At 71.3% G+C, this 24,183-nt stretch carries 21 protein-coding genes; 10 read left to right on the forward strand and 11 right to left on the reverse strand.

Annotated features, from left to right (window positions below; genetic code table 11):
• Positions 1–2 precede the first annotated feature (2 nt).
• Positions 3–1,409 (reverse strand): glutamate decarboxylase, encoded by a 1,407-nt coding sequence (locus AB0F04_RS23460; RefSeq protein ID WP_362044127.1) that lies wholly within the window; start codon positions 1,407–1,409, stop codon positions 3–5.
• A 47-nt stretch (positions 1,410–1,456) separates the two neighbouring features.
• Positions 1,457–2,743, reverse strand: a complete 1,287-nt coding sequence (locus tag AB0F04_RS23465) for an ion channel protein (RefSeq protein WP_362044129.1) — start codon at positions 2,741–2,743, stop codon at positions 1,457–1,459.
• A gap of 121 nt (positions 2,744–2,864) precedes the next feature.
• Here AB0F04_RS23465 and AB0F04_RS23470 point away from each other — a divergent pair, with 121 nt between their 5' ends.
• A complete protein-coding gene (locus AB0F04_RS23470) occupies positions 2,865–3,626 on the forward strand; it encodes a MerR family transcriptional regulator (protein ID WP_362044131.1) in 762 nt (253 codons plus the stop codon).
• A gap of 18 nt (positions 3,627–3,644) precedes the next feature.
• On the opposite strand, the gene AB0F04_RS23475 is transcribed toward AB0F04_RS23470, so the two are convergent.
• Entirely contained in the window at positions 3,645–4,010 is a 366-nt protein-coding gene (locus AB0F04_RS23475) for a YbjQ family protein (protein ID WP_362044133.1), read from the reverse strand.
• Positions 4,011–4,145: 135 nt separating this feature from the next.
• On the opposite strand from AB0F04_RS23475, the gene AB0F04_RS23480 reads away from it, so the two are divergent.
• Positions 4,146–5,045, forward strand: coding sequence for a VTT domain-containing protein (locus AB0F04_RS23480; protein WP_362044135.1), 900 nt, complete (start codon positions 4,146–4,148; stop codon positions 5,043–5,045).
• A gap of 98 nt (positions 5,046–5,143) precedes the next feature.
• Here AB0F04_RS23480 and AB0F04_RS23485 read toward each other — a convergent pair whose 3' ends face one another.
• Both AB0F04_RS23485 and AB0F04_RS23490 read right to left on the reverse strand, forming a co-directional pair.
• Positions 5,144–6,841, reverse strand: a complete 1,698-nt coding sequence (locus AB0F04_RS23485) for a threonine/serine exporter family protein (RefSeq protein WP_362044137.1) — start codon at positions 6,839–6,841, stop codon at positions 5,144–5,146.
• Between the two features lie 120 nt (positions 6,842–6,961).
• Entirely contained in the window at positions 6,962–7,453 is a 492-nt protein-coding gene (locus AB0F04_RS23490; RefSeq protein ID WP_007452023.1) for an inorganic diphosphatase, read from the reverse strand.
• Positions 7,454–7,532: 79 nt separating this feature from the next.
• Between AB0F04_RS23490 and dacB the strand changes: the two genes are divergently transcribed.
• The 6 genes from dacB (at position 7,533) to folE (ending at position 15,256) form a co-directional block, all read left to right on the forward strand.
• The gene (dacB, locus tag AB0F04_RS23495; RefSeq protein ID WP_362044139.1) at positions 7,533–9,119 is read left to right on the forward strand and encodes a D-alanyl-D-alanine carboxypeptidase/D-alanyl-D-alanine-endopeptidase; all 1,587 of its coding nucleotides are present in this window, start codon (positions 7,533–7,535) and stop codon (positions 9,117–9,119) included.
• Positions 9,120–9,300: 181 nt separating this feature from the next.
• Entirely contained in the window at positions 9,301–10,440 is a 1,140-nt protein-coding gene (locus AB0F04_RS23500; RefSeq protein ID WP_362044141.1) for a zinc-dependent metalloprotease, read from the forward strand.
• 196 nt (positions 10,441–10,636) lie between these two features.
• Positions 10,637–11,674, forward strand: a complete 1,038-nt coding sequence (gene tilS, locus AB0F04_RS23505) for a tRNA lysidine(34) synthetase TilS (protein WP_362044143.1) — start codon at positions 10,637–10,639, stop codon at positions 11,672–11,674.
• Positions 11,675–11,736: 62 nt separating this feature from the next.
• Positions 11,737–12,297 (forward strand): hypoxanthine phosphoribosyltransferase, encoded by a 561-nt coding sequence (hpt, locus tag AB0F04_RS23510; protein WP_053669745.1) that lies wholly within the window; start codon positions 11,737–11,739, stop codon positions 12,295–12,297.
• A gap of 186 nt (positions 12,298–12,483) precedes the next feature.
• A complete protein-coding gene (ftsH, locus tag AB0F04_RS23515) occupies positions 12,484–14,523 on the forward strand; it encodes an ATP-dependent zinc metalloprotease FtsH (RefSeq protein ID WP_362044145.1) in 2,040 nt (679 codons plus the stop codon).
• A gap of 127 nt (positions 14,524–14,650) precedes the next feature.
• A complete protein-coding gene (gene folE / locus AB0F04_RS23520) occupies positions 14,651–15,256 on the forward strand; it encodes a GTP cyclohydrolase I FolE (protein WP_362044147.1) in 606 nt (201 codons plus the stop codon).
• Positions 15,257–16,262: 1,006 nt separating this feature from the next.
• Here folE and AB0F04_RS23525 read toward each other — a convergent pair.
• The 6 genes from AB0F04_RS23525 to AB0F04_RS23550 all read right to left on the reverse strand — a co-directional run bounded on the left by AB0F04_RS23525 (position 16,263) and on the right by AB0F04_RS23550 (position 21,307).
• Entirely contained in the window at positions 16,263–16,751 is a 489-nt protein-coding gene (locus AB0F04_RS23525) for a DUF3180 domain-containing protein (RefSeq protein WP_362044148.1), read from the reverse strand.
• Between the two features lie 58 nt (positions 16,752–16,809).
• Complete coding sequence (gene folK, locus AB0F04_RS23530) at positions 16,810–17,421, reverse strand: 2-amino-4-hydroxy-6-hydroxymethyldihydropteridine diphosphokinase (RefSeq protein ID WP_362044150.1); 612 nt, start codon at positions 17,419–17,421, stop codon at positions 16,810–16,812.
• The gene (gene folB / locus AB0F04_RS23535) at positions 17,418–17,777 is read right to left on the reverse strand and encodes a dihydroneopterin aldolase (protein ID WP_033310312.1); all 360 of its coding nucleotides are present in this window, start codon (positions 17,775–17,777) and stop codon (positions 17,418–17,420) included. The genes folK and folB overlap by 4 nt, the downstream gene beginning before the upstream one ends.
• A 237-nt stretch (positions 17,778–18,014) precedes the next feature.
• A complete protein-coding gene (locus AB0F04_RS23540) occupies positions 18,015–18,521 on the reverse strand; it encodes a nuclear transport factor 2 family protein (RefSeq protein ID WP_362044152.1) in 507 nt (168 codons plus the stop codon).
• The gene (gene folP / locus AB0F04_RS23545; RefSeq protein ID WP_362044154.1) at positions 18,518–19,399 is read right to left on the reverse strand and encodes a dihydropteroate synthase; all 882 of its coding nucleotides are present in this window, start codon (positions 19,397–19,399) and stop codon (positions 18,518–18,520) included. The genes AB0F04_RS23540 and folP overlap by 4 nt, the downstream gene beginning before the upstream one ends.
• 72 nt (positions 19,400–19,471) lie before the next feature.
• Positions 19,472–21,307 (reverse strand): phosphatidylglycerol lysyltransferase domain-containing protein, encoded by a 1,836-nt coding sequence (locus AB0F04_RS23550; RefSeq protein ID WP_362044156.1) that lies wholly within the window; start codon positions 21,305–21,307, stop codon positions 19,472–19,474.
• A gap of 231 nt (positions 21,308–21,538) precedes the next feature.
• On the opposite strand from AB0F04_RS23550, the gene AB0F04_RS23555 reads away from it, so the two are divergent.
• Together AB0F04_RS23555 and AB0F04_RS23560 are read left to right on the forward strand one after the other, a co-directional pair.
• Entirely contained in the window at positions 21,539–22,657 is a 1,119-nt protein-coding gene (locus tag AB0F04_RS23555; RefSeq protein WP_362044158.1) for an alpha/beta hydrolase-fold protein, read from the forward strand.
• A 135-nt stretch (positions 22,658–22,792) separates the two neighbouring features.
• Positions 22,793–24,142, forward strand: a complete 1,350-nt coding sequence (locus AB0F04_RS23560) for a hypothetical protein (protein ID WP_362044160.1) — start codon at positions 22,793–22,795, stop codon at positions 24,140–24,142.
• The last annotated feature ends 41 nt before the right edge of the window (positions 24,143–24,183 follow it).

Genomic DNA, 24,183 nt, shown 5'->3' on the forward strand with positions numbered 1-24,183 from the left:
CCCTAGTGGTGGAAGCCCGTCGCCGCGCCCTTGTCCTCGGTCAGCGGGCGCGGCTGCCGGCGCAGTTCCGGCAGCAGCCGCTCCAGGTCCTGCGCGAGCAGGTCGGCGAGGTCGGCGGAGAAGCCGTTGCGGCACACCACCCGCAGCACGGACAGGTCCTGACGGTTCTCCGGGAAGGTGTACGCGGGCACCAGCCAGCCGTGCTCGCGCAGCCGCCGGGAGACGTCGAAGACGTCGTACGCCGTCACGTCCGGGGCGGTCGTGAAGGCGAACACCGGCAGTTCGTCGCCGCGGGTCAGCAGCCGGAAGTCCCCGAGCGCCCCGACCCGCCCGGCCAGCCCCGTGGCCACGTCCCGCGCGGCCTGCTGGACGGCCCGGTAGCCGTCCCGGCCCAGCCGCAGGAACGTGTAGTACTGCGCCACGACCTGCGCGCCCGGGCGGGAGAAGTTCAGCGCGAACGTCGGCATGTCGCCGCCCAGGTAGTTCACCCGGAACACCAGTTCCTCCGGCAGCGCCTCCGCGTCCCGCCACAGCGCCCAGCCGACACCCGGGTAGACGAGGCCGTACTTGTGCCCCGAGGTGTTGATCGACGTCACACGCGGCAGGCGGAAGTCCCACACCAGGTCCTCGTCGAGGAACGGCGCGACCATGGCCCCGGAGGCCCCGTCCACGTGCACCGGGACGTCCAGCCCGGTCCTGTCCCGCAGCGCGTCCAGCGCCGCGCACAGGTCCGCGATCGGCTCGTAGGACCCGTCGAAGGTGGAGCCGAGGATGCCGACCACCCCGATGGTGTTCTCGTCGCACAGCTCGGCCGCGGCCTGCGGGTCCAGGTGGAACCGCTCGCCCTCCATGGGGACGAGCCGGGCCTCCACCTCCCAGAAATTGCAGAACTTCTCCCAGCAGACCTGCACGTTGACGCCCATCACCAGGTTGGGCCGGGCGCCCGGGTAGCGGTCGGCGTTGCGCTTCGCCCAGCGCCGCTTCAGTGCCATCCCGGCGAGCATGCACGCCTCGCTCGACCCGGTCGTCGAACACCCCACGGCGCTCGCCGGGTCGGGCGCGTGCCACAGATCGGCGAGCATCGCCACACAGCGCCGCTCCAGCTCGGCCGTGCGCGGGTACTCGTCCTTGTCGATCATGTTCTTGTCCCGGCACTCCGCCATCAGCAGCCCGGCCTCGGGCTCCATCCAGGTGGTGACGAAGGTGGCGAGGTTCAGCCGGGCGTTGCCGTCGAGCATCAGCTCGTCGCGCACCAGCTGGTGGGCGGTCGCCGGTGCGATGGGCCGGTCCGGGAGCCGGTGGGTGGGCGGGGCCTCGGCCATGTCGCCGAGCGGGTTGGCGCGGCCGTAGAAGGGGTTGACGGACAGGCGGCTCTCCGCGGCCCGGCGGGGACCTTCGTGGAGCGGCATGGGTGCCTCCAGGGGTGGGTGCTCACGGGGTGATTCGGAGGGGAGCTTCAGCGCACCGACGTGCCGTCCTTGCGCAGCTGCATCTGCGGCCGGCCCGTGACCAGCAGCCAGGCCGGCAGCGAGGCGATGCAGAGCAGGGCGATGATCCCCGGCTCGGCGACCAGCACCGCGGCCACGAACAGGCTGATCCAGCCCTGCCGTGTGATCGCCAGCAGCACCCCGAGCACACCGGCGGACACCCCCACCGAGGGATGCACCCCGGACACCAGGGCGTGCGCGCACAGGCCGAGGGCGGTGCCGACGAACACGGCGGGGAAGATCCGCCCGCCACGGAAACCGCAGGACGCGGCGACGACCAGCGCGGCCAGCTTCACCACCGTCATGACGGCGAACTCCCCGGCCGACCAGCCGTCCGGGTCGTGCGCCAGCGTGACGATCTCGTCGAGCCCCTTGAACAGCGTCAGATGGCCGCCCACCGCCGCGAGAGCGCCGAGCACGAGCCCGCCTGCGGGGAGCATCAGCATCGGGTGCCGCAGCCGCCGGAACGCCGCGTGGACGTAGGGGAAGGCCCGCACGGCGCACAGGCCGAGCAGCGTGCCCACCGCGGCCACCACGACCGCCGCCAGCAGATCGGACCAGCCCGCCCGGCCGAAGGACGGCAGGTTCAGGGCGAAGCTCGGGTGGTCGAGGAGGGTGACGGTCAGGGAACCGGCGGCCGCGGCGGTCAGCGGCGCGAAGAGGTTGTCCCACAGCGCGCCGCGGGACTCCCGGCGGGCCAGCAGCTCGGAGATCGCCAGGGCGGCCGCCACCGGCGTGCCGAACAGGGCGCCGATGGTCGCCGCCTCCGCCAGCGCCGGCCAGATCCGGCCCGGTGCCCGGGGGACGAACCGGCCGCCCAGCCAGGCCGCGAGGCCCACGTTCACGGTGATGATCGGGTTCTCGGGGCCGAGGCTGGGCCCGCCGGCCAGCATCAGCGCGGTCACCAGCACCAGCCCCGGCAGGACGAGCGGCGGCAGCACCGGGGCGTCCAGTCCGACGGTCGCCGGATCCGGGCCGGCGTGCCCCGGTACCTTCCACACCACCAGCCCGACCGCGACGCCGGTCGCGAAGAGCACCGCGAACATCCACGCCACGGAGTACCGGCCCACCCCGAGCGCGTCCGGCACGGTCTCCCACAGCACGTCCTGCAGCTGCTCGGCGGCGGCCTCCACCCCCACCAGGATCAGGCTGGAGATCACGCCCACGACGACGGCGGGCAGGACCGACGGCAGCAGGGCGCGGGCGGGGGCCGACGGGGTGACGGCGGGCGCCCGGTCTTCTGAGTCCTGGACCACGGGCACACGATAAACGGATCAATTCGTACAAACAGGATAAGCGTGCAACACGCTTGCACCTCACGCGGCGTGAGGACCGACCGTGGAGCCCGGAAGAAGACGGAAGAAGGAGGGCGCGGAAGTGAGCTACTCCGTGGGACAGGTCGCGGGCTTCGCCGGCGTCACGGTGCGCACGCTGCACCACTACGACGACATCGGTCTGCTCGTCCCGAGCGAACGCAGCCACGCGGGGCACCGGCGCTACAGCGACGCCGACCTCGACCGGCTGCAGCAGATCCTGTTCTACCGGGAGCTCGGCTTCCCGCTCGAGGAGGTCGCCGCCCTGCTCGACGACCCGGCCGCGGACCCGCGCGCACACCTGCGCCGGCAGCACGACCTGCTGACCGCCCGGATCGAGAAGCTGCGGAAGATGGCGGCGGCCGTGGAGCACGCCATGGAGGCACGCACGATGGGAATCGACCTCACGCCCGAGGAGAAGTTCGAGGTCTTCGGGGACAAGGACCCGGAGCAGTACGCCGACGAGGCGGAAGCGCGCTGGGGCGGCACGGACCGGTACGCCGAGTCGCAGCGCCGCACCGCGCGCTACACCAAGGAGGACTGGAAGCGCATCCAGGCCGAGGCCGCCGACTGGGCGGAGCGCTACGCCGCCCTGATGGCGGCGGACGAGCCGCCCGCCGGCGAGGCGGCCATGGCCCTGGCGGAGGAGCACCGGCAGCACATCTGCACGTGGTACTACGCGTGCTCCCACGAACTGCACCGCGGCCTCGGCGAGATGTACGTCTCCGACGAGCGCTTCAAGGCGTTCTACGACGGGATGCGCCCGGGTCTCGCCGAGCACCTGAAGGACGCGATCGCCGCCAACGCGGCACGCCACACCTCCTGATCCCGGCCCGGGAGTGCCTCACTCCCGGGTCAGGACCACCGCCGTACCGTACGCGCACACCTCGGTGCCCACGTCCGCCGCCTCGGTCACATCGAAGCGGAAGGCCAGGATGCCGTTGGCGCCACGCGCGCGTGCCTGCTCCACCAGCCGCTCCATCGCCTGGTTGCGGGTCTGCACCAGCGTCTTGGTGAGCCCGCGCAGCTCGCCGCCGACGATGGACTTCAGCCCGGCGCCGATCTGGCTCCCCACGTGCCGGGACCGCACGGTCAGGCCGAAGACCTCGCCGATCACCTCCCGCACGTGGTAGCCGGGTACGTCGTTCGTCGTGACGACGAGAACCTCGGGCTCCGGGCCCTGTCCGCCGCCGTAGTCATCGATGCCCATGGTGCACAGCTTTGACCGGGAGGGCGCACAGTGCATCCTGAGTACGCCCATGGAACCTGGGCCATGACGGCTGCGTTGATACCTTGAGGCAGCCAGCCCCCGCCCGTACCCCACTGCAGCAGGAGCCACATCCCCGTGACCACGCTTGCGCTCGGCCCCGAGTGGCTCAGCCCGGACTACCTGATCGAGACCTTCGCCCTGCCGGGCATCCTGCTCATCGTCTTCGCCGAGTCCGGACTCTTCGCCTTCCTTCCCGGCGACTCGCTGCTGTTCACCGCGGGCCTCTTCGTAGCCCAGGGGCAGTACATCAGCCAGCCGCTGTGGCTGGTCTGCACGCTGATCGTGCTCGCCGCCGTCATCGGCGACCAAGTGGGCTACATGATCGGCAAGTTCCTGGGCCCGAAGCTCTTCAACCGTCCCAACTCCAAGCTCTTCAAGCGGGAGAACCTGGACAAGGCCCACGAGTTCATGGAGAAGTACGGCCCCAAGGCGATCGTCCTGGCCCGCTTCGTCCCCATCGTGCGCACCTTCGCCCCCATCGTGGCCGGCGCCGGCCGCATGAAGTACCGCACGTTCCTCACGTACAACGTCATCGGCGGCATCGCCTGGGGCACCGGCGTCACCCTCGCGGGTTACTGGCTCGGCCAGATCGGCTTCATCAAGAAGAACGTCGAGGCGATCCTCGTCCTGATCGTCCTGCTCTCCGTCGTCCCGATCATCATCGAGTACCTGCGGGACCGCTCGAAGAAGAAGCGCGCGGCGGCCGAGGCTCCCGAGCAGCGGCAGCAGCCCCCCGTCAGGGACGACGCGACGACCCAGCTCCGCCGCATCACGCCCGACGACCAGCCGCCCCACCACCAGCCGCAGCAGCAGCAGTACGGAAACCAGAACGGCTACAGCGACCAGCAGTACTACAACCAGTACCCGCAGAGCCCGGGCTACGGGCAGCAGCAGCCGCAGCAGCCCTACGGCACCCAGCAGCAGCAGCAGCAGCCCTACGGCACGCAGCAGGGGCCTTACAACAACGGCTACTGAGCCGGCCCTCCCATGGGGCGTGGGGAACCGCGCGAACAGCCCCACGGGCCCGCGGCCGCCGACGCACGCACAGCCCGGGCCCCCGTCGGCACTCGGCGCTAGAAGCCCCTGGTGCGCTTGGCGGCCCGCCGCTTCTCCGCGGAGCCGATCCTCAGGAACATCCGGGAGATCTCCGACCCGAGGTTCACCCCGATGGCGATGGCCATGGCGAGCGCCACCGCCTTCGACAGCGACACCAGCCCCTCGTCCACCTCGCTCTGCGCGATCGCCAGCAGCCCGAAGTACGTCGCGGAACCCGGCAGCAGGGGCCCGATCGCCGCCGTCGTGTAGGGCAGGGCGGAGGCGAACTGGTACCGGGACAGCAACTGCCCGAACAGCCCCACGAGCCCGGCGGCCGCCGCGGTGGACGCCACCGGTGAGATGTCGCCCACGTAGTGCATCGCGCCGTACACGATCCACGCGACACCGCCGTTCAGCGTCACCCACATCACGGTGGATCGTTCCTGCTGGAGCAGCACCGCGAACGCCAGTGACAGCAGCATCGACGCGCCGATCATCATCACCGGGTCGTCGGAGGCCCCGAGCGCCTGGTCGGGGTTGAGCCGCGCGCCCAGCTGCACGCCGAAGTACAGCACCAGCAGCACACCGGCGACGATGCCGACGAAGAAGTACAGGACCTCCAGCAGCCGCGCGGACGCGGTGATGTAGAAGCCCGTCAGACCGTCCTGCACGCCCGCCACCAGCGCCCGCCCGGGCAGCAGCGCGAACAGCCCACCGGTGATGACCGCGGAGGCCTTCACGTCCACGTGGCCGATCGTCAGCGCGACCCCGATCGCGGCCGGCGGCATCGCGGCCACCGTGAACTGGTAGAACTCCGGCAGCCCGCGCCCCGCGCACAGCCACGCCAGCCGGTCACCGAGCATCGCGCCCAGCGCCGCGGCGACGAACACGATCAGGTCACCGCCCACCAGCACGGAGGCCGCACCGGCCAGCAGCCCGCTCGCCCCGGTCAGCGCCCAGCCGGGATACGGATGCCGGTTACGGCGGATCTCCGCCAGGCGCCGGTAGGCCTCCTCCAGGGAGACCGCCGTCTCGTCGTCACTGAGGTCGTCCACCAGCTGGTACACGGCCGCCAGCCGCGTGTAGTCCGTGCCCCGGCGGCGCACCGTCCGGGACGCCGTGACCGGGTCGTCGACCAGGGACGGCTGGTACGAGATCGCCAGCAGCGTGAAGGTGACGTTGGGCTCGCAGCGGTCCAGCCCGTACGACCGGCAGACGGCGAACATCGCCGCCTCCACGTCCTCGGCGCCCTCACCGCCCGCCAGCAGCAACTCGCCGATACGCAGCGTCAGGTCGAGCACGCGGGGCACCGCGGGCCCGCTGTCGTCGCTGCCGCGCTGGGTCGGTTCCGGCGCCGGCCGCTCCGCCACCGGCATGCGCAGCATCGTGCGCATCCGGTCCTGCCAGGGCACGTCCTTGGTCAGGCTGACCACGGGAATCCCGCTCGGCGGAGTGAAGGCCGACGGAGCGTGCTTCGAGCTGTACGTGCTCGGCGGGGTGAAAGCCGACCCCTCCTGCTCCGCCGAGGGCGCGGCCTGGACGTCCAGCCCGTGCGGCACGGCGAACTCGGACGTCGTGTCGGAGTCCGCACCGGCCGTTCTGTGCAGGGCCAGCCCCTCGGGGATCGCGAACTCCGACGTCGTCGACATGTCCCCGTCGACGCCGGTCCCGGCCGGAGGGACGAACGCACTCCGCGCCTCGTCCGACTTCGGTTTGCGGTCCTCCGCTTCCGTCACTGCCTGGCGCTCCCTGTACGACACGTCAGCCTCGTACCCCCCACAGCCTCAGTATGCGCACAGACGGACGAACGGGCCGCACACGCAGGCGTGCGGCCCGTGAGCATCAAGGGGAGGGGGTCAGTGACCGCCCTGGTCCTTGAAACGCTTGTAGGACCGCTCGATCTCGGCCTCGGCGTCGGTGCGGCCCACCCAGTCGGCGCCCTCGACCGACTTGCCGGGCTCCAGGTCCTTGTAGACCTCGAAGAAGTGCTGGATCTCCAGGCGGTCGAACTCGGACACGTGGTGGATGTCCCGCAGGTGCTCCACGCGCGGGTCCGTCGACGGCACGCACAGCAGCTTGTCGTCGCCGCCGGCCTCGTCCGTCATACGGAACATGCCGATCGCGCGGCAGCGGATCAGGCAGCCCGGGAACGTCGGCTCGTCGAGGATGACCAGCGCGTCCAGCGGGTCGCCGTCCTCGCCGAGGGTGTTCTCGACGAAGCCGTAGTCGGTCGGGTAGGCGGTCGAGGTGAAGAGTCGCCGGTCCAGGCGGATACGACCGGTCTCGTGGTCCACCTCGTACTTGTTGCGCGAACCCTTCGGAATCTCGATCGTGACGTCGAACTCCACCGGTGGCTCCTCCATGATCAACACATAGTTCTGGTGGTTAAGTGTCCCTCACGCAGGTGTGTGATCGCGAAAGGGGCTGGTGGTCGTGCCAGAGCTGAGGCCTTGGCGGGCCGCGAAACCGCACGTGGTGCGGCTCGCGGATGCCGTTCGACCGCGCCTGGCCCGGGCCGCAGCGGCTGCGAAACCACGGCTCGCGCGGCTCGCCCGAACCGGAAAACCGCAGGTCACGAAGGTTACGCGGCCGAAGACCTGGCAGTACACCGCGGGCGCCGCCACCGCCGGACTCGCACTGACCGCCGGCGTGGTGTCCGCCGCCGGTCCCTGGGACTCCTCGGGTCAGCGTACGGCCGAGCGGGACCGGGCAGTGGCCCTGGGCCGCGCGGGTGGCGCAGATCACGGCAGGGCGCCCGGCGCACCCGGTCGGCCCCGGCCCGCCCCCAGCGCCGGACCCGTGCTGACCGGCCTCGGCGGCGTCAGCACCGTGAAGTCCGTCCCGGACGGCACGGCGCTCGCGGACGTCCTGCGCCCCCTGCTCGCGGACCCCGCCCTCGGCCCCCGGCCCGCCGCGGCCGTCATGGACGTGACCACCGGACGGCGCCTGTTCGGCTCCGGCGCGGGCGCCGGGCTCACCCCGGCCTCCACGACGAAGATCGCCACGGCCGTCGCCGCGCTGTCCGCGATGGGCCCCGACCACCGCCTCACCACCCGCGCCGCCCTGGAACCCGACACCGGGGAAGTCGTCCTGGTCGGGGGCGGCGACCCCACGCTCACCGCCCGGGAGAAGCCCGGAGGCTCGGCGAGCCTGCGCGCCCTGGCCGCCCGGACGGCCGCCGCGCTCGCCGACCGGGGTGTGCGCGAGGCGACCCTCTCCTACGACACGACCCTGTACGCGGGCGACGAAAAACACCCGATCGGGGACAACCCCAACCTCGCCCTCGTCAGCCCCCTGATGGCCGACGAGGGCCGCACGGACGATTCGGTGCGCGGCCCGGTCGAGCGAGTGAAGGATCCGGCGGCGGACGCGGCGCGCCGGTTCGGGGAGTTCCTGACGTCGTACGGCATCAAGACCACCGCCCCCGGCCCGTCCAAGGCCACGACCCGCGCCGAGACCCTCGCGGCCGTCTCCTCGCCCCCGCTCTCCGCCCTGGTCGAGCGCATGCTGACCAACAGCGACAACGACATCGCCGAGGCCCTCGCCCGCCAGACGGCGATCGCCACGGGCGAACGGGCCGACTTCGCCGGAGCAGGCAAAGCCATCGGCTCACAGCTGCGCGGGCTCGGCCTCCCCCTCAAGGGAGCCGCCTTCAAGGACGGCAGCGGCCTCGACCGCGCCGACCGGCTGACCCCCGGCCTCCTCACCGCCCTGCTCGCGAAGGCGGGCGACCCCTCCCGCCCGGAGCTGCGCCCGGCCCTCACCGGCCTTCCCGTCGCCGGTTTCACCGGCACCCTCGCCACCCGCTACCACGACGGGGCGTCCGGTGTCGTCCGCGCCAAGACCGGCACGCTCTCCGGTGTCCACACCCTCGCGGGCACCCTGGTCGACGAGGACGGCCGCCTGCTGGCCTTCGCGTTCATGGCCTCCGGCACGGACCCCGGCGCGCCGACGGCGTCCCAGCGGGCCCTGGACCGGATCGCGACGGCTCTGGCGGCGTGCGGCTGCAGGTGACGGACGGGACCGGCGGCTCGGCGCGTGCCTCGGCCACCCGCACCTGCTCCGGCACCGGGACGTGCCCGCGCCGGCGGGGTTCGCGTGGTCGCCGGTGTGCCTCGGCCGGGGCGTGCGTGCCGGTGGGGCTCCGGCCGTCGCCGCCCTGCCCCAGCGGGCGGGCCTCACGTACGGTTGACGCATGACGAGCATCGGTGGTGCTTCAACCGGCATGGTCGACTGGAACCTCGCGGTGGCGACCGCGACCCGGCTCGTGAGGCCGGGCCCCGAGGTCAGTCGCGACGAGGCCCGGGCCGTCGTCGCGGAGCTGCGCCGGCATGCCAAGGCCTCGGAGGTACACGTCCGGGAATTCACCCGTCTGGGCACCGAGGAGGGGCACGACACCCCCGTCCTCGTCGTCGACCGGCCGGGCTGGATCCGGGCGAACGTCGCCGGGTTCCGGGAGATCCTGCGGCCCCTGCTCGACAAGATGCAGGAGCGGCGCGGCAGCACCACCGGCGGTGCCGTCATGAGCGCCGTCGGCGGCAAGGTCACCGGCGTGGAACTCGGCATGCTGCTGTCCTTCCTGGCCTCCCGCGTCCTCGGCCAGTACGAGACCTTCGCCCCCGCCACCGGCGACCTCCCCTCCGGCGGGTCCCCCGGCGCACCGGGCGGCGGCAGGCTGCTGCTCGTCGCCCCGAACATCGTCCACGTCGAGCGCGAACTCGACGTCGACTCGCACGACTTCCGGCTCTGGGTCTGCCTGCACGAGGAGACCCACCGCACCCAGTTCACCGCCGTGCCCTGGCTGCGGGACCACCTGGAGGGTGAGATCCAGTCGTTCCTCCAGGAGACCGACGTCGACCCCATGACCGTCCTGGAACGCGTCCGGGAAGCCGCCCAGAGCCTCGCCGGGGGCCGCCCCGAGGCCGAGGAGGACGACGGCGGCCGCTCCCTCGTCGAGATCGTCCAGACCCCCGCCCAGCGCGAGATCCTCGGCCGCCTCACGGCCGTGATGTCCCTGCTGGAGGGACACGCCGACTTCGTCATGGACGGCGTCGGCCCGGACGTCGTGCCGAGCGTCGGGGAGATCCGCGAGAAATTCCAGCAGCGCCGCGCCAAGGGCGCCTCCCGCCTGGACCTGGCCCTGCGCAAGCTGCTCGGCCTGGACGCCAAGCTCCGGCAGTACCGGGACGGCGAACGCTTCGTGCGGGCCGTCGTCGACGAGGTCGGCATGGACGGCTTCAACCGCGTGTGGACCTCGCCCAACACCCTCCCCACCAAGTCGGAGATCGCCAAACCGGCGGACTGGGTCGCGCGGGTGCATCGCAGGGCCGAGTAGTGAACATCGCGGGAAGGTCGTGAAGGGAAACCGGCCGACGGCAGGCAAACGCCCCTCCAATCACCCGTCCGAGGGACCGTGAGGCAGGGGTAGGCGTGCAATGCTCGGGGAACGGCCCGGTTCTGTCACCATCTACACACTCTGCGTGACCGGCACGCGGGCTCACCCCCCGAAAACTTCATGAAGGGAACCGGACATGGGTCCCCATCCTGCGGTCGCGGCGATACGCCTGGCGGTCCGCCGCGTCCTCCACGACCTCCTCACCGAACACCACCGCGCCCCCGCCGCGGTCCCGCACGCCCTCTCGCACGAGCCCCCACCCCCGCCGCTCGTGCTCGTGGCGTGCTCCGGCGGCGCCGACTCGATGGCCCTCGCCTCCGCCCTCGCCTTCGAGTCCCCCAAACTCGGCATCAGGGCCGGCGGCGTCACCGTCGACCACGGCCTCCAGACCGGCTCCGACCTGCGCGCCGCCGAAGTCGTCCAGCGCCTGCGCGAACTCGGCCTCGACCCCGTCGACTCCGTCGCCGTCACCGTCGGCCGCTCCGGCGGGCCCGAGGCCGCCGCCCGCGACGCCCGCTACGCCGCGCTCGACACCGCCGCCGAACGCCACGGCGCCGCCGCGGTCCTGCTCGGCCACACCCGCGACGACCAGGCCGAAACCGTCCTGCTCGGTCTCGCCCGCGGCTCCGGCATCCGCTCCCTGTCCGGAATGGCCGCGGTCTCGGGGGCCGGCGGCCGTTACCGGCGCCCCTTCCTGGAACTCGACCGGCAGACCGCCCGCAAGGCCTGCATGGTCCAGTCCCTGCCCGTCTGGGACGACCCTCACAACGCCGACCCGGCCTACACCCGCTCCCGGCTGCGCCACGAGGGCCTGCCCGCCCTGGAGAAGGCCCTCGGCAAAGGCGTCGTCGAAGCCCTCGCCCGGACGGCCCGGCTCTCCCGCGACGACGCCGACGCCCTGGACTCCTGGGCCGGCCAGGCCGAGGCCACCGTCCGCGACGCCGCCGGGTTCCTGGACTGCGCCAAGCTCTACGCCCTGCCGCCCGCCGTACGCCGCCGCATCCTGCGCCGGGCCGCCATCGCGGCCGGTGCGCCCGCCGGCTCCCTGTTCGCCCGCCACATCGAGGAAGTCGACCGGCTGATCACCGGCTGGCGCGGTCAGGGAGCCATCAACCTCCCCGGCAAAGTCGTGGCCCGGCGCCAGGGTGGCAGACTGGTGATTCGGCAAGGCTGAACCAGGCCCCCTCCCCGCAGCCGGCGGAGGGGCCCGATCGGCCGGTGGGACGACCGAAAGTGATGCGGGTGGACGCGAAAGACATGGGTGCCGACCTCGAGAAGGTGCTCATCACCAAGGAAGAGATCGACGCCAAGCTGGCCGAGCTGGCCGCGAAGATCGACGCGGAGTACGCGGGCAAGGACCTGCTGATCGTCGGAGTGCTCAAGGGCGCGGTGATGGTCATGGCCGACCTCGCGCGGGCACTGTCCACCCCCGTCACCATGGACTGGATGGCCGTATCCTCGTACGGGGCGGGCACCCAGTCCTCCGGTGTGGTGCGGATCCTCAAGGACCTCGACACCGACATCAAGGGCAGGCACGTCCTGATCGTCGAGGACATCATCGACTCCGGCCTGACCCTGTCCTGGCTGCTCTCCAACCTCGGCTCGCGCGAGCCCGCATCCCTCAAGGTGTGCACCCTGCTGCGCAAGCCCGAGGCCGCGAAGGTCGCCATCGACGTGGAATGGGTCGGCTTCGACATCCCCAACGAATTCGTCGTGGGGTACGGACTCGACTACGCCGAGAAGTACCGCAACCTCCCGTTCGTCGGTACGCTCGCGCCCCACGTGTACGGCGGCTGAGAACACGGCCGGAGTGCCGTGACGGTGATCGGGAACCCCAGCGGGCGTCCCGCCGTTGGAGCAGGCGTAGGCGGATCGCCAGCTGTCCCACGCGGCTTCAGGTGACAATGCTGGGGTACCGTCCGAAGAACAGTCTTTATCAAACTCACTATGGCAGGAGGGACGGGGCGGCACCGCTCCGTATGGATGGACGTGAAGCGATACTTCCGTGGGCCGGTCATGTGGATCGTGCTGGCCGTCCTCGCCGTGGTCGTGTTGATGCAAGTCGTCGGCTCGTCCGGCGGCTACAAGACGGTGGACACCGGCCAGGTCGTCCAGGCGATCAACCAGAACAAGGTCGAGTCGGCCAAGCTGACCACCGGTGACGAATCGATCATCAAGGTCACGCTCAAGGACGGCGTAAAGGTCGAGGACAGCTCCAAGATCCAGGCGAGCTACATCGGCACCCAAGGCGTCGACCTCGCCAACACGCTGCAGAACAAGTACCAGGACAAGCAGATCCCGGACGGCTACACGGTCTCGCCGTCCAAGCAGAACCCGATCGTCGGCATCCTGCTCTCCCTGCTGCCCTTCGTGCTGATCGTGGTCGTGTTCCTGTTCCTGATGAACCAGATGCAGGGCGGCGGCTCCCGGGTCATGAACTTCGGGAAGTCCAAGGCGAAGCTCATCACCAAGGACACCCCCAAGACCACCTTCTCCGACGTCGCCGGGTCCGACGAGGCCGTCGAGGAGCTCCACGAGATCAAGGAGTTCCTCCAGGAACCGGCCAAGTTCCAGGCCGTCGGCGCCAAGATCCCCAAGGGCGTCCTGCTCTACGGGCCTCCCGGCACCGGCAAGACCCTGCTCGCGCGTGCCGTCGCGGGCGAGGCCGGCGTCCCGTTCTACTCGATCTCCGGTTCCGACTTCGTCGAGATGTTCGTCGGTGTCGGTGCCTCCCGCGTCCGTGACCTGTTCGAGCAGGCCAAGGCGAACGCCCCGGCGATCGTCTTCGTCGACGAGATCGACGCGGTCGGCCGCCACCGCGGCGCCGGCCTCGGCGGTGGTCACGACGAGCGCGAGCAGACCCTGAACCAGCTCCTCGTCGAGATGGACGGCTTCGACGTCAAGGGCGGCGTGATCCTCATCGCCGCGACGAACCGGCCCGACATCCTCGACCCGGCGCTGCTGCGCCCCGGCCGTTTCGACCGGCAGATCGCCGTCGACCGCCCGGACATGCAGGGCCGTCTGGAGATCCTCAAGGTCCACCAGAAGGGCAAGCCGGTCGCGCCCGACGTCGACCTGTCGGCCGTCGCCCGCCGCACGCCCGGCATGACGGGTGCCGATCTGGCCAACGTGCTGAACGAGGCCGCCCTGCTGACGGCCCGCAGCGACCAGAAGCTGATCGACAACCACATGCTCGACGAGGCGATCGACCGTGTGGTCGCGGGCCCCCAGAAGCGGACCCGGATCATGTCGGACAAGGAGAAGAAGATCACCGCGTACCACGAGGGCGGACACGCCCTGGTCGCGGCGGCCTCGCCCAACTCCGATCCCGTCCACAAGATCACGATCCTGTCGAGAGGCCGCGCCCTCGGCTACACGATGGTGCTGCCGGACGAGGACAAGTACTCGACCACGCGCAACGAGATGCTGGACCAGCTGGCCTACATGCTGGGCGGCCGCGCGGCCGAGGAGCTCGTCTTCCACGACCCGACCACGGGTGCCGCCAACGACATCGAGAAGGCCACGGGCCTGGCCCGCGCGATGGTCACGCAGTACGGCATGACCGAGCGGCTCGGCGCGATCAAGTTCGGCGGCGACAACACCGAGCCCTTCCTCGGCCGTGAGATGTCTCACCAGCGCGACTACTCGGAAGAGGTCGCCGCGCTCGTGGACGAAGAGGTCAAGAAGCTCATCGAGACGGCGCACAACGAGGCCTGGGAGATCCTCGTCGAGAACCGCGACGTCCTCGACAACCTCGTGCTGCAGCTGCTGGAGAAGGAGACGCTCGGCAAGGAGGAGATCGCCGAGATCTTCGCGCCGATCGTCAAGCGCCCGCCGCGACCTGCCTGGACGGGTTCCTCCCGCCGTACGCCGTCCACCCGTCCGCCGGTCCTCTCCCCCAAGGAGCTGGCCCTGACGAACGGGGCGAACGGCGCGACGCCGGCCATCTCCACCGCGAAGAGCACCGCGGCGGAGCCCGCCCCGGCGCCCGAGCGGACCACGGAGGACCGGCCCGAGAGCTGACCCGAGCTCTCCCGGCGGCCCACCGCCCCGGAATGGATGCCGCGCCCCCCAGGTTTTAGCCTGGGGGGCGCGGCTTTTCGCCATTTCCGCAGGCCGCCCCGTGAAGGACAGAGGAACGAGGCAGCAGATGACCGACCCCGTGGCGCTGGACGGCGACGGCCAGATCGGCGAGTTCGACGAGAAGCGCGCCGAGAACGCCGTACGCGAACTCCTGATCGCGGTCGGCGAGGACCCGGACCGCGAGGGCCTGCGCGAGACACCGGCGCGGGTGGCGCGGGCGTACAAGGAGATATTCGCGGGGTTGTGGCAGCAGCCGGAGGACGTACTGACGACGACGTTCGACCTCGGGCATGACGAGATGGTGCTCGTGAAGGACATTGAAGTCCTGAGCTCCTGCGAACATCATCTCGTGCCGTTCGTCGGCGTTGCGCACGTTGGCTACATTCCGTCCATCGAAGGCAAGATCACAGGCTTGTCGAAGCTGGCTCGCCTCGTGGACGTCTATGCCCGGCGCCCACAGGTGCAGGAGCGGCTCACCACGCAGATCGCCGACTCCCTGATGGCGATCCTGGAGCCGCGTGGCGTGATCGTCGTCGTCGAATGCGAGCACATGTGCATGTCGATGCGCGGGGTCCGCAAGCCGGGCGCAAAAACGATCACCTCGGCGGTCCGGGGGCAGCTTCGCGATCCGGCGACCCGTAATGAGGCCATGAGCCTGATCATGGCGCGATAGCCCGATTGTCAGTGGTGCCCGCTACCGTTCCTGATCAGTGTGGTTGTGCGCTGATCAGGGGGAATGAGTGAGCTACGGGTTGCCGAGCAGGCAGACGGTGAACGCCGTGGGTGGTCGCCTACGGGCGCGCGATGAAAGTGGTGATTGGGCAGGTCCGCGAGGTCGTGGATGTCGTTACCGACCATGTGACATTCACGGTGGCGCCGGATCACATGCTGGGAACGCCTGACGGCTGGGTGCATGCACGTGACTCCGAAGGGACCGTCCTGGTCTGGACGCCCGCACGGAAGCTGTGCCGAGAGCGGCTGACGATCAAGCCCGGTTACGACTTCGGTTACTTCATCGGGGCCACATGCGCCGACGGGACCGTCGGTAAGAACTATGTGTCGCTCGTCGTCAACAGCGAGGACTTCGCTGCTCGCTACGCGGTCTGTCTGACAGCTGCCACCGGGTTGGCTGCTCGGCTGGAACCGGTGACACGGCCCTCCGGCTATCTCCAGCGTGATGTCCCCGGCTTCCGCGTACGCGTGGTCTCGTCTTACCTGGCAGACCTCATGAGGCAGTATGTGGGCGGGGACGCGCACCACATGCGGCAACAGTTTCCTCGCGTCGTTCTGCGGGACAGGGAGACCCTGGAGGGTTTTCTGGACGGGTACGCGGACGGTGATGGGTACCGGCCCAAGACCTGGGCCGGACGGCTGTTGGTCAGTGAGAACGTGCCGTTCCTCAAGGAGCTGGCACACGTGGTCGGAGCGAGATTCACACCGCGTCGCGGTGGGGCGGCAGCGCACCTGGTGATTGCCGACAGCTGGTTCTCCCGAGGCACCTTCAAGTCCGAGCACCACCCGCTGCAACTACGCGAGACAACGTGGGTCCAGGTGAATGAGGTCCGGCGACGGACGACGAGCAACAAACCGTTCACGCTCTACAGCTACCGCCTCGACCCCCACCCGGCTTCCTCGTCAACGGGCATCTCGCCCGTCAGCCCTGGTGAGCGCCGACGGCGTCAGACCGTAGGTGCCACCCCCGTGCCGTCGTTCTCGTCGTCCTCCGGGAGCTTGCAGACCCGCTCCAGGAAGATGGCTGCCGCTATGACGCCGATGCCCGCGAGGACGGAGAAGCCGGCGTAGACGGCCTGGTCGCGGCGGGCGGGGATGTCGAGGGATTCCAGGAGGAAGACGCCGGTGCCGCCGTACATGCCGGCGACGAGGGCGGCGACCAGGGCGCTGGCGTGGCCGAAGACGACCGCGCGGGCCGCCATGAGGGGATCGACGCCCTTCGCCTCGGGGCGGCGCTCGCGCTGGGCCTTGAGACGGGAGCGGATGGACAGCGCCGTGGCCAGCAGGACCACGGCGATCACGGCCAGGACGATGGGGGCGGCCAGCGGGACGCTGGGGAGCGTCCCGACCGAGTTCCACAGGCGGGCTCCCGCCCAGGACAGGACGCCGGCCACGACGAAGACGCCGGCCAGCACCCGGATACGCAGCTCTCTCACGGTGTCCCTTCGTTCCCCCGGCTTCCGGCCCGGTTCGCGGCCGTCTTGACCTTAACGGCTACTCGGGCAGCCGGAGTTCCAGGTCCGGGCGGGGCGCGACCCCGGCCCGGGTGACGGTGTCGAGGAAACCGGCGACGGGACCGCGGCCGGGCAGCTGCGCCTCGGGGTCCAGGTCGTGCCAGGGGGCCAGGACGAAGGCGCGTTCGTGGGCGCGCGGGTGGGGGAGGGTGAGGTGCGGGTCGTCGGAGACGACGTCGGCGTAGGAGACGATGTCGACGTCGAGGGTGCGGGGGCCCCAGTGCTCGTCCCGGACGCGGTGGAAGGCTTCCTCGACCGCGTGTGCGCGCTCCAGGAGCGAGGACGGCGGGAGGGTGGTCTTGAGGACCACGACGGCGTTGAAGTAGGCGGGCTGGCTGCCGGGGTCCACGCCCCAGGGCTCGGTCTCGTAGACGGGGGAGACGCCCTTGACGCGGACGCCGGGCGTGTCCTCCAGGGCGTCGACGGCTCCCTGGAGGGTCTCCAGGCGGTTGCCGAGGTTGGAGCCGAGGGCGACCACGGCCCGTTTGGGGTTGGACAGGGTCGTGTCGGCGGCGTCGACCTTCTCGACGACGGAGGCGGGCACCGGCTGTACGGTCGGGTCGGTCGGACCCTTGATGAAGGGCGCGGTCATGCTCGGCTCCGGGTGATGGTGACGGTCACGTCGTCGAAGGGGACGGTGATCGGGGCGTTCGGCTTGTGGACGCAGACCTCGACCTCCTGTACTCCCTCGTGCTTCAGGCAGGCCTGGGCGATGCGTTCGGCGAGCGTCTCGATGAGGTCGACGGGCTCGCCCTGGACGACGGCCACGACCTCCTCCGCCACGATGCCGTAGTGCACGGTCTTCGCCAGGTCGTCGTCGGCCGCGGCCGGTCGGGTGTCCAGGCCGAGGACGAGGTCCACGATGAAGGTCTGGCCCTCCGCGCGTTCCTCGGGGAACACGCCGTGGTGCCCGCGGGCCTTCAGGCCGCGCAGCGCGACACGATCCACGCGAATCACTCCTGCAATCGTCGGTCAGGGCCGGTGGGTGCCGTGTGCGGTCGGCACACCGGCCTCGGTCGAATCTACCTGCGCGCACGGGCGGGGCCGGGCCGCGGGGGCCTGGGCCGGCGCCGGGTCCGGCAGGGTTCATCCGGCGTTTCCCCTGGGGAAGGCGCCGGTGCACAGGTTGGTAGCCGCCCCTACCCGGGCGTCCGTGATTCCAACCACTTCCTGGCGCGTACCCACTCAGTCGGGGGTGTCGTCCTGCTCGTCCTCGTCTGTTTCCGCCAGGACGGGGGAAGCGTGGTGTGACCAGATCTTCCACCCCTGGGGCGTGCGCCGGAACACGTTGGTGGCGACCACGAGCTGTCCGACGAGCGGGCCGAGCTCCTCGCCGGCGCCCTCGGGCGCGGGGCCGCCGCTGAGGATGTTCTCCGTGCAGTTCACCAGGGCGGTGTCGCCGGTGACCGAGACGTGCACGTCGGTCAGGAAGAACTGGATGTAGTCGGTGTTCGCCATGATCAGCGCGTACGACCTGAGGACCTCGCCGCGGCCGGTGAGCACGGGCCAGCCGGGGTGCACGCAGGAGACCACGCCGGTGTCGGCCGGGTCGTGGTAGGTCTCGTCGACGCCCAGGTCGGAGGGGGTCAGCCAGAGCGACGCGAGCTCCTCGAAGTCGCCCTGCTCCAGTGCCTCGTAGAAGGCGGTGTTGGCGGCCTCGACCTGTTCGACGTCGGTGTGCGGGGCGCTCACCGGGCTCCTTCTGCGCCGGTGCGGGCTCCTTCGACGGCGCGGGCGACCCGTACGGCGTCCGCGGTGGCGCGCACCTCGTGGACGCGGACCGCCCATGCGCCGGCGTGTGCCGCGAGCGCGGAGACGGCCGCGGTGGCCGCGTCGCGTTCGCGCGCGGGCGGCGGCGGGCCGTCGGGGCCGGCGAGGACCCGGCCGAGGAAGCGTTTGCGGGAGGCGGCGACGAGCAGCGGGTGGCCGAGGGCGAGGACCCGGTCGAGGCCCGCGAGGAGGGCGAGGTCGTGTTCGGCGTCCTTGGAGAAGCCGAGGCCGGGGTCGACGATGACGCGGTCGGGGGCGATGCCGCCGGCCAGGACGGCCTCCACGCGCGCGTGCAGTTCGTCGACGACCTCGGTGACGACGTCGGCGTACTCGCCCCTGACGTTGCCGCCCTGGAGGAAGCCGCGCCAGTGCATGACGACGAAGGGGGCGCCGGCGTCGGCGACGGCCGGGATCATGCGGGGGTCGGCGAGCCCTCCGCTGACGTCGTTGACGAGGGCGGCGCCGGATGCGAGGGCCCGTTCGGCGACGGAGGCGCGCATGGTGTCGACGGAGACGGTGACGCCCTCGGAGGCCAGGCCGCGGACGACGGGGATGACGCGCCGCAGCTCCTCGTCCTCGTCGACCCGGGTGGCGCCGGGGCGGGTGGACTCGCCGCCCACGTCGACCAGGTCCGCGCCCTCGGTGACCAGGCCGAGGCCGCGTTTGACGGCGGCCGTGGTGTCGAAGAAGCGGCCGCCGTCGGAGAAGGAGTCCGGGGTGACGTTCACGACCCCCATGACCGCGCAGCGGTCCTGTTCCGGTAGGCCCGCCACGCGCCCGCGTCCGCTCAGGTTGCTCATATGTTCAGCGTAGGCCCCGGCGGGGGCCGTCCGGCGCTGCGGCCCGGGTGACGGTCCCGCCGCGGGGCGGTCTCACGCCGCACGGACGTCCCGTTCCGCCGGGGTGCCGTGGGCGCAGGGGCGGGGTGTGGTCAGGCGCCGGCGGCGCAGGAAGCGCGGCAGGGGCAGGGCGAGGGAGACGAAGCCTTCGGCCTGCATGGCGGCGAAACCGATCCGGGGCAGGTCGGCCGGGGCGCGGTAGACGACGAAGCGCGGCTCCCAGCGTGGCTGGAACTTGGCGTTGAACTTGTAGAGCGACTCGATCTGGAACCAGCGGGAGAGGAAGACCAGCAGTCCGCGCCAGGCGCGCAGCACCGGGCCGGCGCCGATCTTCTCGCCGCGGGCCAGTGCCGCGCGGAACATGGCGAAGTTGAGGGAGACGCGGGTGATGCCGAACCGGGGGGCGGCCTGGAGGGCGGCGACGATGAGCAGCTCGTTCATGCCGGGGTCGGCCGAGCGGTCGCGGCGCATCAGGTCCAGGGAGGCGCCGTCGGTGCCCCACGGCACGAAGTGCAGGATCGCCTTCAGGTCGCCGTAGGGGCCCGGGTGGTCGTCCTGTTTGTGGGCGGTGGCGATGAGGCAGTCGCCGTCGGCGGGGTCGCCGACGCGGCCCAGGGCCATGGAGAAGCCGCGTTCGGTGTCGGTGCCGCGCCAGTCGTCGGCGGCGCGGCGGACGCGTTCCAGCTCGGCCTCGCCGAGGTCACGGACACGTCGTACCCGGGTCTCGTAACCGGCGCGCTCGATGCGCTTGACCATCTGGCGCACGTTGCGCATCGCGCGGCCGGCGAGGGAGAAATCCGCGACGTCCACCACCGCCTCGTCGCCCAGTTCGAGGGCGTCGAGCCCGGTCTCGCGGGTCCACACCTCGCCTCCGGTCTCGGAGCAGCCCATGACGGCGGGGGTCCAGGAGTGGGCCCTGGCCTCGTCCATGAACCGTTCGATGGCGCCGGGCCAGGCCTCGACGTCGCCGATCGGGTCGCCGCTGGCGAGCATCACGCCGGCGACGACACGGTAGGTCACCGCCGCCTTGCCGCTGGGGGAGAAGACGACGGCCTTGTCGCGGCGCAGCGCGAAGTGGCCGAGGGAGTCGCGGCGCCCGTGCTTCTCCAGCAGGGCGCGCAGCAGGGCCTCGTCCTCCTCGGTGAGCCGTGCGGCCGGGTGCTCGGGGCGGAAGGCCAGGTAGATGGTGGTGACGGCGGTGAGCAGGCCGAGGGCGCCGAGGGAGAAGGCGACGGTCCAGGAGGTGTCGCCCCGGTAGGCGACCGGGCCTTCGAAGCCGAACAGGCCGTAGATGACGTGGGTGATGCGGTCGGCGAGGCTGGGGTCGCCGATGATGCGTCCGCTGTGGACGCTGACGACGAGCAGTCCGAGCGCGAGTGAACCTGCGCTCATGAGCACGAAGTTGGCGAGGGCCTTCCAGCGGCTGCGCGGGTCGGGCAGGGCGTTGAACTGGTCGCGGTGGCGCAGCAGGGGAGCGAGCAGCAGCAGGGAGATCAGGACGCCGACGAGCGAGTGCCGGTAGGTGAACTGGGCGACGGCACCGGCGGGCAGCAGTGCCACCGCCGCCCGCCAGGCCCGGCGCTTGGCGCGCTTGAGGCCGTGGGCGAGCAGCAGCAACAGCACGCCGGTGCTGAGGGAGAGGGCGGCCGCGAACGGGCCGAGCGCGCCGGGCAGGACCTCGGCGACGGCGTGCATCCTGCTGTGCCGGAAGCGGGGGAAGACGCCCGCGGCGATGTCCAGGACGCCCACCAGGGCGCAGGCTCTGCCGACGAGGGCGGGGACGGCCTCGGGGCGCGGTCCGCTCAGTATCCGGCTCATCCGGCCCGGGTGGGCCGTGCCGCTGCCGCGACGCGGAACCCCACCCGACATTTCCTCATCTGTCCTGACAGACATCGCATCCCGTAGTTCTGCGAGAGACCTTGGATCCGGTGCCGATTGGGGCATCCGGCGACATTGCGCCCTCTAGGACGGTGTCTCGGGGAGAGAGGTTCACTCCCCACGTCAAAGGCGTTTCAAAGGCCGAGGAAAGTCCGGGACAAGCCCTTGCGAAGGTGTCAGGGGGTGCGGCCCGGGCGGAGAGCGCGGACAGGTGACCGATCCATGGGTCTGACGAGCAACGAGGTGCTGGCACTGGCCGTGCTGTCCGCCGTGCTGCTGTTCGCCGGCACGGTGTGGCTGTGGCCGCGGCTGGCCCGGCGCAGCCTGCGTGCCGTGAGCGGGCGGGTCGCCCTGCTGCTGGGCACCCAGGTGGCGCTGTTCGCCGCGGTGGGCCTGGCCGCCAATCAGTCCTTCGGGTTCTACGCGAGCTGGGCGGACCTGTTCGGGCAGGAGAAGGACCAGGGCGTGGTCGTCGACCACACCCCGGGCGGCGGTCCGCTGAAGGTGCTCGGCTCACGCCGGGTGCCGGGGGCGGGCGGTGCGCTGCCGCAGGCCGGCGGCCGGATCCAGCACGTCGACATCGTGGGCCGTACGACGCACATCGCCACACCCGCGTACGTCTATCTGCCGCCGGAGTACTTCCAGCCGCGGTATCGCACCCAGCGCTTTCCCACCGCCGTCGTGCTGACGGGTTATCCGGGTACGGCCTCGGCGCTGGTGGAAAAGCTCCGCTATCCGCGTACGGCCCTGGAACTGGCGCGGGCGGGCCGGGCGAAGCCGATGATCCTCGTGATGCTGCGGCCGACCGTGGCACCGCCCCGGGACACGGAGTGCGTCGACGTCCCGGGCGGTCCGCAGACCGAGTCGTTCTTCGCGAAGGATCTTCCCGACGCGTTGCGCACGCACTACAGGGTGGCCGAAAAGCCGGGCGGTCTGGGCATCATCGGCAACTCCACCGGGGGTTACTGCGCCTTGAAGATCGCCCTGCACCATCCCGGTGTCTACGCCGCCGGGGCCGGCCTGTCGGCTTACTACAAGGCACCGATCGACGCCACGACAGGCGATCTCTTCCAGGGCGACAAGGCGTTGCGCAATCGCGCGGATCTGCAGTGGTACCTCGCGCACGAGCCCGCTCCCGATACCTCCCTGCTGGTCAGCAGCAGCAAACAGGGAGAGACCAACTACAAGGACACGCTGAGGTTCATCGAGCGGGTGGAGGGCACCGGGGGGACGCGGATCTCGTCGATCATCCTCGAAAGCGGCGGGCACAACTTCAACACCTGGCGGCGCGAGATTCCGGCGGCCCTGGAGTGGATGAGCGGGCGGCTGACCGGGCCTTGAGAATGATCTTGAGAATGGAGTGAGCGGACGATTCCGGTTGTTGCCGAGTTCTGAAGTGGTGTGAACGTTTCGGTACGGCTTTGTTTTTGCGGGGTGGGTCACCATGAATCGCCTACGCGCGGTAAGTTTCTGGCCATGCCACGTGGACGTCACCGCCATTCCCCGCCCCTGCACAGGATGCTGCCCCCGTCGGCGATCGCAGGCGTCTCCCTCGTCTGCGCCCTGGGGCCCTGGGTGTTCACGGAGCCGATGGTGCTCCGCGGTCTGGCCGCGGCCGCCGCGGCGACGGCGGTCATCGGCGCGGTCGTGCTGCGCCGCTGGGACACCCAGGCGGGCAAGCGCGTCGCCGACCTCACGCGCGCGCGGGCGAGCGACGAATGGCGCTTCGAGGAACGCGTCGCCGAACTGGAGGCCGACCTCGAGGAGTCGCGCGAGCTGCGCGCGAAGCTGGAGCAGCGGCTGCGCGCCAAGCGCACGGAGCTGGCCGGACTGCGCAACGAACACGCCGCGCTGCTGCGCCGGTACGCCACGGCGGAGGCGGAACGCGCGAGCGTCCTGGAGGAACGCCGGGTCCTCGAGATAGAGGCGACGGCTCCGGTCCGGGCCGCGCTGCCGGCCGGGGCGCCGGACGCGGTGGCGGCATCGCCGGAGCCGGACGAGGCGCCCGCCGCGCCTGCCGCACTCGGCGTCGAGGAGCAGCCCGCGGTGCCCGCCGTGTTCTCCCCGGAGGGCTCCCGCCTGTTCCGGCGGGCCGCGGCCGCACTCGCCCGGTTCGACGGTGAGACGGTGCCGGACCCGGACGGCGGCGGCGACGGCGACGGCGTGCCGAAGGACGAGGACAAGGACGAGGACGAGGTCCCGGAGGCCGTGCAGGGGCCGGAGCGGGACCAGGCGGAGCAGCGGGAGCAGGCGCAGGACGGCGAGGCACGGGAGCGGTCCGAGGCGGCCGACGGCCACGAGCGCGCGGCGGCCGAGACGACCGTGCCGGTGGCGGGAACCGTGCCGGCCGACGAGGCCGGGTCCTCCGTGCCGGCCGGGGGGATCGAGTCAGGGCAACTCCCGCAATCCGCGCGCCCCGAGGAGTCTGCCCGGGCCGAACAGGTCACCGGCCCCGGCCAGCCCGAGCGCCCCGACCGGTCCGCCCGGCCCGAGCAGCCCGCCGGCCGGCTCTCCGGGCACTACACCGTGCCGACCGCCGTGGCCGTTCCGCCGCAGGCGCCGGTGCGGCGCCCGCAGGCCGGGGGCGGGTTCGACTTCTTCGGCACGAAGGCCGGTACGTCCCCGGCGGCCCTGGAGGCCGTGCAGAACGAGGACCTCGCCGATGTCGTCGGCCAGGAGGCGCTCGCCCTGCACAAGGCCGAGACCGAGGCCCGCTACAAGCCGGCCGACGAGGAGTCGCGCGGCATCGGCCAGGTCATCGACCTGACGGCACACGACGAGACCGAGCAGATCGACGTACAGGGACTGCGCAGCGCGGTGTCCTGAAGCCCGTGGTGACGAAGGGCCCTCGGTCATGACCGAGGGGC

This window comes from Streptomyces sp. NPDC029041 (assembly GCF_040637515.1).
Classification (GTDB): Bacteria; Actinomycetota; Actinomycetes; order Streptomycetales; family Streptomycetaceae; genus Streptomyces.

Excerpts from the sequence above, each read along its gene's own strand:
- AB0F04_RS23460 (WP_362044127.1), bottom strand. The coding sequence starts at position 1,409 with ATGCCGCTCCACGAAGGTCCCCGCCGGGCCGCGGAGAGCCGCCTGTCC.
- AB0F04_RS23475 (WP_362044133.1), bottom strand. The coding sequence starts at position 4,010 with ATGGGCATCGATGACTACGGCGGCGGACAGGGCCCGGAGCCCGAGGTT.
- AB0F04_RS23500 (WP_362044141.1), top strand. The coding sequence starts at position 9,301 with ATGACGAGCATCGGTGGTGCTTCAACCGGCATGGTCGACTGGAACCTC.
- tilS (WP_362044143.1), top strand. The coding sequence starts at position 10,637 with ATGGGTCCCCATCCTGCGGTCGCGGCGATACGCCTGGCGGTCCGCCGC.
- hpt (WP_053669745.1), top strand. The coding sequence starts at position 11,737 with ATGCGGGTGGACGCGAAAGACATGGGTGCCGACCTCGAGAAGGTGCTC.
- ftsH (WP_362044145.1), top strand. The coding sequence starts at position 12,484 with ATGGACGTGAAGCGATACTTCCGTGGGCCGGTCATGTGGATCGTGCTG.
- folE (WP_362044147.1), top strand. The coding sequence starts at position 14,651 with ATGACCGACCCCGTGGCGCTGGACGGCGACGGCCAGATCGGCGAGTTC.
- folK (WP_362044150.1), bottom strand. The coding sequence starts at position 17,421 with ATGACCGCGCCCTTCATCAAGGGTCCGACCGACCCGACCGTACAGCCG.
- folP (WP_362044154.1), bottom strand. The coding sequence starts at position 19,399 with ATGAGCAACCTGAGCGGACGCGGGCGCGTGGCGGGCCTACCGGAACAG.
- AB0F04_RS23550 (WP_362044156.1), bottom strand. The coding sequence starts at position 21,307 with ATGTCGGGTGGGGTTCCGCGTCGCGGCAGCGGCACGGCCCACCCGGGC.
- AB0F04_RS23555 (WP_362044158.1), top strand. The coding sequence starts at position 21,539 with ATGGGTCTGACGAGCAACGAGGTGCTGGCACTGGCCGTGCTGTCCGCC.
- AB0F04_RS23560 (WP_362044160.1), top strand. The coding sequence starts at position 22,793 with ATGCCACGTGGACGTCACCGCCATTCCCCGCCCCTGCACAGGATGCTG.